At 74.7% G+C, this 10,401-nt stretch carries 4 protein-coding genes; 1 reads left to right on the top strand and 3 read right to left on the bottom strand.

Translation table 11 applies throughout. The annotated features are described in order from the left end of the window. Positions 1-238: 238 nt before the first annotated feature. On the bottom strand, positions 239-1,378 hold the full coding sequence (locus AADZ78_RS27455; protein WP_341343650.1) for a hypothetical protein: 1,140 nt from the start codon (positions 1,376-1,378) through the stop codon (positions 239-241). Between the two features lie 140 nt (positions 1,379-1,518). On the opposite strand from AADZ78_RS27455, the gene AADZ78_RS27450 reads away from it, so the two are divergent. Beyond that, positions 1,519-1,920, top strand: coding sequence for a hypothetical protein (locus tag AADZ78_RS27450; protein WP_139828797.1), 402 nt, complete (start codon positions 1,519-1,521; stop codon positions 1,918-1,920). A 70-nt stretch (positions 1,921-1,990) separates the two neighbouring features. Here the strand turns inward: AADZ78_RS27450 and AADZ78_RS27445 are convergent, their stop codons facing one another. Both AADZ78_RS27445 and AADZ78_RS27440 read right to left on the bottom strand, forming a co-directional pair. Further along, positions 1,991-8,728 carry a PE family protein gene (locus AADZ78_RS27445; protein WP_341343651.1) on the bottom strand — a complete coding sequence of 2,246 codons (6,738 nt, stop codon included), beginning with the start codon at positions 8,726-8,728 and terminating at the stop codon, positions 1,991-1,993. 415 nt (positions 8,729-9,143) lie between these two features. Beyond that, entirely contained in the window at positions 9,144-10,283 is a 1,140-nt protein-coding gene (locus AADZ78_RS27440) for a hypothetical protein (RefSeq protein ID WP_341343650.1), read from the bottom strand. Positions 10,284-10,401: the final 118 nt, after the last annotated feature.

The raw sequence follows: 10,401 nt of genomic DNA, 5'->3' as shown, positions 1-10,401 counted from the left end.
AACCACAACCAACACCCCCACAAAACCCCCGACACCACACCCACCAACCAACACCACCGTTACCTGGCAGTTATCCGATCGTGACTGCCTCACACTGTTGAGCCGCGCTGGGCCCACGTCACCGTCGGACCCGCGGCCTAACACCCCACAAACACAGCCCCGCAACGACACGGCTGCACAAACTCCGCAAACTGCGCCCGAGTGCAGTCGGGTGCCCACTCGTCGAAAGTGGCCTCGCTCAATCGAAGTCCCGGGGACAATTTTGATCCTCCCCGGTGTTTACGCGCCGCCGGTTGAAGAGATCTTGGACCAGGTCACGGGACCGCGCCGAAATCGGGGTGCCGGGAAAAAATCTTTCGACGATTGCCCAGACCTCGTCCTCGGTAGCGATCCCCAGGCGGCTCAGTAGGGTTCCTAGATCGCCGGCGTCGCGTACCGCGCGGGCGGCGAGGACTTTCATCGCCAGCAGGTGATCCGGCGGGGTCACGTTGACCTGAAGATATGGGTGGTCAAACACGCGGTCACCCTCGCCGGGATTGCGGGCAACATAGCTCGCGGCTTGGTTGTTGAGCCACGTTGTAGGCCAACCGTTTTCGCGCGCGATCGCGCGAATCGCCGCGATCATCGGTCCATCGGGGCTGAACCGGGCGTCGATGTCGCGGGTCGCCGTTCGGTTCGAGTCGTAAGCCAGGATCATCGCCGCGCCACCATAGACGTGCACGTGACCGATGATCCGCCGCCGCTCGAGCTTAGCGGCCAGGGCTTGGAACGCGCGCCGGATATCGGTGAGGCCGAATAGCGGTTCGGGCATCAGGCTGGCTCCGTCATGGGTGAGGTCGAGGCGGTCAAGGTAGATCCCGCGTCGCCGAAACGATGCGGGGGTCCACAGTAGGGCCTGCACCCGCGCGGAGGGCAGCGTCGATATCCACCAGGCCCGGTACAGGAAACGTTCGACGGTGATCGTCCATAACGGCCCGGGTAGCCCGTGACGGGCAGCGAGGTGCTCCGCGGCGGCCGCGAGCAACGCATCGAAGCGGGGGTCGCCAATGAGGGCCGGTTCCGCGGTGATCAGCGGCAATGCTGCGCCGCCGGCTTCGTCTGCACCCCGGATGAATTCGAAGAATACCCGCAGTCGGGTCGTGTCGTCGCAGCTCCTGGCGATCGCCTCCGCGGCCTGCCCGGCCGTCAGCCCAGCCCGAGGTGGGGTGAGGTCGTTGCGCGCCCCTTGCTGGCGGCGCACGGCGCGGACCGCGTCGGCGGGGTACCCGGAGATGCGGTGGATATGGCGGCTGGACAGCAGTCCTCGTGCACGCGCCGGGGTCACGCCCCAGTGCTGGGCGGCCTGGTCAGCGGTCCATAATTCCACACCCGCCAACATACGCGCATTCGGCGCGGATGTTACTGCGGTGTCAGGCTACCGAGTAAGTCATCACACCGTTGGCCGTACTGCCGGTGACGGTGGGTGTTCCCAGACCGAGCGTGTTTCAGGTCGCACCGATGTGGAACACGGTTGTGACCGTGCCCGTGTCGATCACGGTTGTGGCGGTGCCCGCCTACAGTGTTCTGGCGATCGCCCGTCCCCCAATTCGTCGCCGACATCCACGACCTGGCCTGCCGCCGACCCGACCCCTGGATGGCGTCACTCTCGACGAACCCTCTGCCAACGACCAATCCGTCCTCACCCAGGCCATCGCCGCGATCGAAGCGGCTCCAGCCGCGTCGAGTTCGTTTGGCACCCCTTTTGACCGGGCCGTGTTGCTGTTCGGGATCGGCCTGGCCTGGGCGCATTCGCCCGCCCCCGAAGCCGCGACCGACGATCCCACCCCGTCGCGCACGCCGCGCCGCCGCCGTCGAAGCCGGCCACCCGCATCATCGCTATCCGGGGCTGACCCGGCCAGTGTTGACCGTCTCATTGGATGACGACCACGGGAAGGATTGCCAACTGCACCGTAGTAACCGCCGGCCAACCGAGCCCAGCAAAGATGAATAGTCACGACCCGTGCTGCCCGGTTGCGCCGGTGGTGCCGCTGGTGCCAGCACTACCGTCCCCGCTGGGGCCGGTGCCACCGCTCCCGCCTGTCCCACCGATGCCACCGGTGCCGCCGTCGCCGCCGCCGCCGCCGTTGCCGCCGTCGCCGCCGTCGCCGCCGTTGGCGCCATTGCCGCCGTTGCCGCCCGTGTTGTCGAATGCGTCGCCACCATTGCCGCCGCCCCCGCCGGTACCGCCGGTGCCGCCGTTGCCGGCCAGGCCGCCTCCGGTGGCGTTGCCGCCCTTGCCGCCGTTGCCGGCGGTTCCGGCGTCGCCGCCGTTGCCGCCGTTGCCATGGCTGCCGCCGGCGAAACCGCCGCCCCCGCCGGAGCCGCTGTTGCCGCCTTCGCCGCCGTCGCCGCCAGCGGCGCCGTCACCCGTGCCGCCGGTGCCGCCAGCGCCCCCGGCGCCGCCGTTGCCGCCGTCGCCGCCGTCGTCCCCGCCGCCGGTGCCGCCACTGCCACCGCCTCCGCCACTGCCGCCGGTGCCGCCGGTGCCGCCAGTGCCTCCGGTGCCGCCGCCGTTGCCGCCAGCGCCGCCAGCGCCGCCGGTGCCGCCGATGCCGCCGATGCCGCCCTGTCTAAACGCGCTTTCTCCGCCGTTGCCGGCGGTTCCGGCGTCGCCGCCGTTGCCGCCGTTGCCTCCTTTGCCGCCGCCGGTGCCGTTGATGCCGGTTCCGCCGGTGCCGCCCGTGCCGGCGTTGCCGCCGTTGCCGCCGTTGCCGCCGTTGTAGGCGGTGCCATCTCCGTCGCTGCCGGTGCCGCCGTTGCCGCCGTTGCCGCCGTTGCCGCCGGTGCCGCCCGTGCCGGCGGTGCCGTTGGCGCCGGCGCTGCCACCGCCGCCAGCACCGGCGGCCCCGCCAGCGCCGGCGTTGCCGCCCTTGCCGCCGTTGCCTCCACTGCCGCCGGCGGTCCCGGTGCCGCCGTCGCCGCCGGTGTCGCTGCTGCCATCGGCACCGCGGCCGCCGGTTCCGCCGGTGCCGCCGGTTCCGCCGTTGCCGCCTTTGCCGCCGTTGCCGGCGGTGCCGCCGTTCGTGGCCCCGCCGGTTCCGCCGGTGCCGCCGGCTCCGCCGTTGCCGCCGGCGGTGCCGTCGCCGCCGTTGTCACCCGTGTCGCTGGCGGCGTCGGTGCCGTTGGCGCCGGTTCCGCCGGTTCCTCCGGTGCCGCCGTCGCCGCCGGTGCCGCCGGTGCCGGTGGCGCTAGCGCCGGCTGAACCACCGTTACCGCCGTCGCCACCTTTCGCTCCGGTGCCGGTGCCGCCGGCGGCGCCGGTGCCGCCGTTACCGCCGTTACCGCCGTTACCGCTGCCGGCGGTATTGCCGCCGGTGCCGCCGGCCCCGCCGTGGCCGGCGGCACCGCCACCGTTGCCGGAGCCGCCGTTGCCGCCGTTGCCCGCGTTGCCGCCGTCGCCGCCATTGCCTGTGCCGCCTGATACGTCGCCGCCGGTGCCACCGTTACCGCCGTCGCCGCCGTTCCCTCCGGTGCCGGTGGGTCCGTCGGCGCCGTTGCCGCCGTTGCCGCCGGTGCCGCCGTTGCCGCCGGTGCCGGTGGCGCTAGCGCCGGCTGAACCGCCGTTACCGCCGTCGCCACCGTTTGCTCCGGTGCTGGTGGTGCCGTCGGCGCCGTTACCGCCGTTACCGCCGTTACCGCCGTTACCGCTGCCGGCGGTATTGCCACCGTTGCCGCCGTTACCGCCGGGCCCGCCGTCGCCGTATGCGCCGTCGCTGGTGTAGCCGGAGCCGCCGATGCCGCCGGTGCCTCCGTTGGCCGCGGTGCCGCCGGTGCCGCCGTTGCCGGTGCCGCCTAATACGTCGCCGCCGTTGCCACCGTTGCCACCGGTGCCACCGTTGCCGCCGGTGCCTCCGGTGCCGCCTTGGTCGCCAGCGCCGGAGGCGGTGCCGCCGGTGCCACCGGTGCCGGCGTTGCCGCCGTTGCCGCCTTTGCCGGCGTCGCCTCCGGCTGTGGCGGTGCCTCCGGTGCCGCCGGTTCCGCCGGTGCCTCCGGTTCCGCCGTTGCCGCCATCGGCGTAATCGCCGAGGGTGCGGCCAAGACCTTCGCCGCCGATGCCCCCTTGGCCGGCGTTGCCGCCGGTACCGCCATTGCCGCCAGCGCCGCCGCTGGTGCCCCCGGCACCGCCCTTTCCGCCGTCGCCGCCAGTGCCGGAGGCGCCACCGGCACCCCCGGCACTGGTGATGCCGTATCCGTCGCCGCCGGTGCCGCCGGCTCCGCTATCGCCGCCGTCGCCGCCGACGCCGCCGGCACCGCCACCGGCCCCGCCGCTGCCGCCATCACCGCCGGTGCCGCCGTTGGCGCCGGTGCCGCCCGCGCCACCGCTGCCGTTCCCGGAGCCTATGTCGCCGCCGTCACCTCCGGCACCACCGACACCACCGGCCCCACCGGCCCCACCGGTGCCGCCGCCGCTGCCGTTGATGCCGGCCCCGCCGGCCCCGCCGTGGCCGCCGGCCCCGCCGGTGCCGCCGGTGCCGCCGTTGAAACCTACACCGGATTCGGTGGTAGCCGTGCCGCCGGTGCCGCCGTTGCCGCCGGTGCCGCCTTTGCCGCCGGTGCCGCCGTCACCGGCGGTGCCGTTGGTGCCGGTGGTGCCGCCGCTACCGCTGCCGGCGGCCCCACCGGCACCGGCCGCGCCGCCGGTGCCGCCGTTACCGCCGTTACCGCCGGCGGTGCCGTCACCGCCGACGCCGCTGGTGGAGCTGCTGCCGTCGGTGCCGTTGCCGCCGGTGCCGCCGTTGCCGGCCTTGGCCCCGTTACCGCCGGCGCCGCCGTTGCCGGCGGTCCCGCCGTTGGCTGCCCCGCCATCGCCGCCGGTGCCGCCGGCCCCGCCGTTGAAGCCATCACCGCCGGTGGTGCCGGTGGCGCCGTCGCTGCCGGCATCGCCGGTCCCGCCGTTGCCGCCGGCCCCGCCGTTACCGCCGACACCGGCGCTGCCGGCGGTGGCCGCACCGGAGGCGGTTCCCCCGATGCCGGCGTCGCCTCCGGTGCCGCCGTGACCGCCGTCGCCGCCGGCGGTGGCGCTGCCGTCGCCGCCGTTGGCGCCCTGTCCGCCGGTGCCGCCGTTGCCGCCGTTGCCGCCGTTAGCGCCGGCGCCGACACCGGCCCCGGCGTCACCACCGCCGCCACCGGCGCCGCCTTGGCCGCCGTAGCCGCCGGTATTGCCCGCGGTGGCGGCCCCGCCCTGCCCGCCGTCGCCGCCGTGACCGCCGTGACCGCCGGCACCGTTGGTGCCGCCGGCGCCGGCGGTCCCGCCGGCCCCGCCGGCGCCACCGCCACCACCGGCGCCGCCGGTGTAGCTGTCGGGGTACCCGCTGCCCCCGTTACCGCCGTTACCGCCGGTGCCGCCAGCCCCGGCGATACCGGCGATCCCGCCGGTGCCGCCGGTTCCGGCCGCGCCGGCGTCCCCGCCGACCCCGCCGGCACCACCAGCCCCGCCGGCGCCGGCGCCGGTGGTGTCGCCGTCGGCGGCGTTACCGGCGTTACCGCCGACCCCGCCGGCCCCGCCGTTACCGCCGCTGCCGTTGATGCCCCCAGCAGCGCTGTTGCCGCCGGCCCCGCCGGCCCCGCCGGCCCCACCGGCCCCGCCGGTATAACCGGCGCCGCCCGGGGTGGTGTTGTCATCACCGATCCCACCCTTACCCCCGGCCCCGCCGTCACCGCCGACACCGGCGTTGCCGGCGAGACCGGCGCTACCGGTGCCGGCGCCGGCGGCCCCACCGTTACCGCCGGCCCCGCCGACCCCGCCGGCCCCACCGTCACCGCCGGCGCTGTTGGCGCCGTTGCCGCCGGTGCCGCCGGTGCCGGCGGCGGCGCCGTTGCCGCCTTGGCCGCCGTTGCCGTTGGTGCCGCCGGTCCCGGCGGCTCCACCCGCACCGCCGGCGCCGCCGGCCCCGCCCGCGTAGCCGTCACCGCCGGTGGCCGCGGTGGCCCCGTTGGCGCCGTTATCGCCGGTCCCGCCGTTACCGCCGGTGCCGCCGGTGCCGCCGGTGCCGGCGTTGCCGGCGAGACCGGCGCTGCCGGTGCCGGTGCCGGCAGCCCCACCATTGCCCGCGGCCCCGCCGGTGCCGCCGGTACCGCCGTTACCGCCGTTGCTGTTGGCGCCGTTGCCGCCGTTGCCGCCGGTGCCGGCGGCGGCGCCGTTGCCGCCGGTGCCGCCGTTGCCGTTGGTGCCGCCGGCCCCGGCGGCCCCGCCAGCCCCGCCGGTGCCGCCGGCGCCGCCCGCGTAGCCGTCACCGCCGGTGGCCGCGGTGGCCCCATCGGCGCCGTTATCCCCGGTCCCGCCGTTACCGCCGGTGCCGCCTTGGCCGCCGACACCGGCGTTCCCGGCCACACCGGCGCTGCCGGCACCGCTGCCCGCGGCCCCACCGGCACCGGCGGCCCCGCCGTCACCGCCGGTGCCGCCGTTTCCGCCGTTGCTGTTGTTGCCGGCCCCGCCGGCACCGCCGACCCCGCCGGTGGCGCCGTTACCGCCGGTGCCGCCGTTGCCGTTGGTGCCGCCGGCCCCGGCGGCCCCACCCGCCCCGCCGGTACCGCCGGCCCCACCCGCGTAGCCGTCACCGCCGGTGGCCGCGGTGGCCCCATCGGCGCCGTTATCGCCGGTCCCGCCGTCACCACCGGTGCCGCCTTGGCCGCCGACACCGGCGTTGCCGGCGACACCGGCGCTGCCGGCACCGCTGCCCGCGGCCCCACCAGCGCCGGCGGCCCCGCCGTCACCGCCGGTGCCGCCGTTTCCGCCGTTGCTGTTGTTACCGGCCCCGCCGCCACCGCCGACCCCGCCGGCCCCGCCGTTACCGCCTTGACCGCCGTTACCGTTGGTGCCGCCGGCCCCGGCGGCCCCGCCAGCACCCCCGGTACCGCCGGCCCCACCCTTGTAGCCGGGGGCGCCGGTGGCCGCGGTGGCGCCGGCCGCGCCGTTATCCCCGGTCCCGCCGTCACCGCCAGCACCGCCTCGGCCGCCGACACCGGCGTTGCCGGTGTGGGCGCCCCAGCCGGCCCCGGCCGCCCCCCCAGCACCCGCGGCCCCGCCGGCCCCGCCGTTACCGCCGGTGCCGCCATCACTGCTGGCACCGGCCCCACCGGTCCCACCGGCACCGCCGCTGCCGCCGCTGCCGGCGGTGCCGCCGTTACCGGCGATCCCGATCAGCGCCTTGCCCCCGGCACCCCCGGCCCCACCGTTACCGCCGGTACCGCCGTCCCCACCGGCGCCACCGGCGGTCGAGGCGTCGCCGCCGGCCCCGCCGGCACCGCCGGTGCCGCCGGCCCCGCCATGGCCGCCCAGCCCGATCAACCCCGCGGCCCCGCCGGCCCCGCCGGCCCCACCGTTGGCGCCGTCACCACCGGCCCCGCCGCTAGCCCCGGTGGTCCCGTCGTAGCCGGCCGCCCCGACACCCCCGTTACCGCCGTTACCGATCAGCAGTCCGGCATCGCCGCCGCGGCCGCCGTCACCGCCGTAACCGCCGCCCACACCACCGGCCCCCCCGGACCCGATCAAGACGGCGGCCCCGCCGGACCCGCCGGACCCGCCGACACCATCAACCCCGTTACCGGCCCCACCGGCCCCACCGGCCCCACCCGAACCATAGAGCCACCCGCCGCGGCCGCCGCCCCCACCGTGACCGCCGTCACCGCCGGCATTGCCGCCCCCGGCCCCACCAGCCCCACCGGCTCCGAATAATCCGGTGTTGCCGCCCAGACCACCAGCCCCGCCGGTACCCGCGGTCGCGGCGGCGGTCCCGCCGGCCCCACCGGCCCCACCCGAGCCATACACCAGCCCGCCATCACCTGCCCCACCACCAGCACCGCCGCTGAGGCCACCCGAGCCGCCCTGCCCGCCGCCGCCACCAGCGCCGAGCACCGACGCCGACCCACCACCGCCGCCACCACCACCGGTACCGCTGAGGGGATCGCCGGCCCCGCCGGCCCCGCCGGCCCCGCCGTCACCGATGAGCCAGCCGCCGCGCCCACCGGCGGCCCCGTCCCCGCCGTGACCGCTGAGGCCGGCCCCACCGACCCCGCCAGCCCCGCCATGGCCGATCAACCCGGTCGCACCACCAGCACCGCCCATCCCGCCGGTGCCCCCCACCGCCGTCGAGCTACCCCCGGCCCCACCGGCCCCACCCGAACCCCACACCCAGCCACCGCGCCCCCCGGCCCCCCCAACCCCGCCGGCCCCCCCGGTCCCACCATTGCCGCCGTTGCCGATCAACCCCGCCGACCCGCCCGCACCCCCGGGTGTGCCCGCATCACTGCTACTACCCCCATTGCCGCCGCTACCGAACAACCAGCCGCCATCACCACCGGCCTGACCCACCGCACCACTGGCCCCGTTAGCGCCGTTGCCGACCAACGCCCGCCCCGTCACCGCCACACTCGGCGCGTTCACCGCATCCAGCAGGCTCTGCGCCGCGGAAGCCTCCGCGCCCGCATACCCCCCCGCGCTGGCGGCCAACACCGCGCTGAACTGCTCATGAAACCCCGCCACCCGCCCCGCCAACACCTGATACTGCCGCCCATGCTCAGAAAACAACCCCGCGATCGCCGCCGACACCTCATCCTGTGCCGCACTAGCCACCGCTGTCGTCGCGCTTGCCGCCGCCGCACTGGCCGCGCTGATCGTCGACCCCAACACCGACAAATCCGCCGCCGCCGCCAACACCACCTGCGGAGACACCACCACAAACGACGACATGACAACCCTCCCACCACACCGGCCACCACCACCGACAACGACCCACCAACCCTACGACCCACACCCACCCCACCCAGCACAAACAGCGCACAACCAAGGATCTACACACCCCCCACACCACCCCCACCCCAACACCTGTACAACACCACAACCCCAACCCCCACCCACAGTCACCAACCACAACCAACACCCCCACAAAACCCCCACCACCACACACCCACCAACCAACACCACCGTTACCTGGCAGTTATCCGATCGCGACTGCCTCACACTGTTGAGCCGCGCTGGGCCCACGTCACCGTCGGACCCGCGGCCTAACACCCCACAAACACAGCCCCGCAACGACACGGCTGCACAAACTCCGCAAACTGCGCCCGAGTGCAGTCGGGTGCCCACTCGTCGAAAGTGGCCTCGCTCAATCGAAGTCCCGGGGACAATTTTGATCCTCCCCGGTGTTTACGCGCCGCCGGTTGAAGAGATCTTGGACCAGGTCACGGGACCGCGCCGAAATCGGGGTGCCGGGAAAAAATCTTTCGACGATTGCCCAGACCTCGTCCTCGGTAGCGATCCCCAGGCGGCTCAGTAGGGTTCCTAGATCGCCGGCGTCGCGTACCGCGCGGGCGGCGAGGACTTTCATCGCCAGCAGGTGATCCGGCGGGGTCACGTTGACCTGAAGATACGGGTGGTCAAACACGCGGTCACCCTCGCCGGGATTGCGGGCAACATAGCTCGCGGCTTGGTTGTTGAGCCACGTTGTAGGCCAACCGTTTTCGCGCGCGATCGCGCGAATCGCCGCGATCATCGGTCCATCGGGGCTGAACCGGGCGTCGATGTCGCGGGTCGCCGTTCGGTTCGAGTCGTAAGCCAGGATCATCGCCGCGCCACCATAGACGTGCACGTGACCGATGATCCGCCGCCGCTCGAGCTTAGCGGCCAGGGCTTGGAACGCGCGCCGGATATCGGTGAGGCCGAATAGCGGTTCGGGCATCAGGCTGGCTCCGTCATGGGTGAGGTCGAGGCGGTCAAGGTAGATCCCGCGTCGCCGAAACGATGCGGGGGTCCACAGTAGGGCCTGCACCCGCGCGGAGGGCAGCGTCGATATCCACCAGGCCCGGTACAGGAAACGTTCGACGGTGATCGTCCATAACGGCCCGGGTAGCCCGTGACGGGCAGCGAGGTGCTCCGCGGCGGCCGCGAGCAACGCATCGAAGCGGGGGTCGCCAATGAGGGCCGGTTCCGCGGTGATCAGCGGCAATGCTGCGCCGCCGGCTTCGTCTGCACCCCGGATGAATTCGAAGAATACCCGCAGTCGGGTCGTGTCGTCGCAGCTCCTGGCGATCGCCTCCGCGGCCTGCCCGGCCGTCAGCCCAGCCCGAGGTGGGGTGAGGTCGTTGCGCGCCCCTTGCTGGCGGCGCACGGCGCGGACCGCGTCGGCGGGGTACCCGGAGATGCGGTGGATATGGCGGCTGGACAGCAGTCCTCGTGCACGCGCCGGGGTCACGCCCCAGTGCTGGGCGGCCTGGTCAGCGGTCCATAATTCCACACCCGCCAACATACGCGCATTCGGCGCGGATGTTACTGCGGTGTCAGGCTACCGAGTAAGTCATCACACCGTTGGCTGCCACAGCGATCAGCAGAACCGGCCACAAAGATAGCCGCCAACAGGCCGCTAA

It is taken from the genome of Mycobacterium riyadhense, from assembly GCF_963853645.1.
In the GTDB taxonomy this organism is placed as follows: Bacteria; Actinomycetota; Actinomycetes; order Mycobacteriales; family Mycobacteriaceae; genus Mycobacterium; species Mycobacterium riyadhense.
Note: the sequence above shows the minus strand (reverse complement) of the source record. Positions and strands in the feature narration are given on the sequence as shown.

What these genes read in the sequence shown, in the direction of transcription:
- AADZ78_RS27455 (WP_341343650.1), bottom strand. Translation starts at nt 1,378, where the DNA reads ATGTTGGCGGGTGTGGAATTATGGACCGCTGACCAGGCCGCCCAGCAC.
- AADZ78_RS27445 (WP_341343651.1), bottom strand. Translation starts at nt 8,728, where the DNA reads ATGTCGTCGTTTGTGGTGGTGTCTCCGCAGGTGGTGTTGGCGGCGGCG.
- AADZ78_RS27440 (WP_341343650.1), bottom strand. Translation starts at nt 10,283, where the DNA reads ATGTTGGCGGGTGTGGAATTATGGACCGCTGACCAGGCCGCCCAGCAC.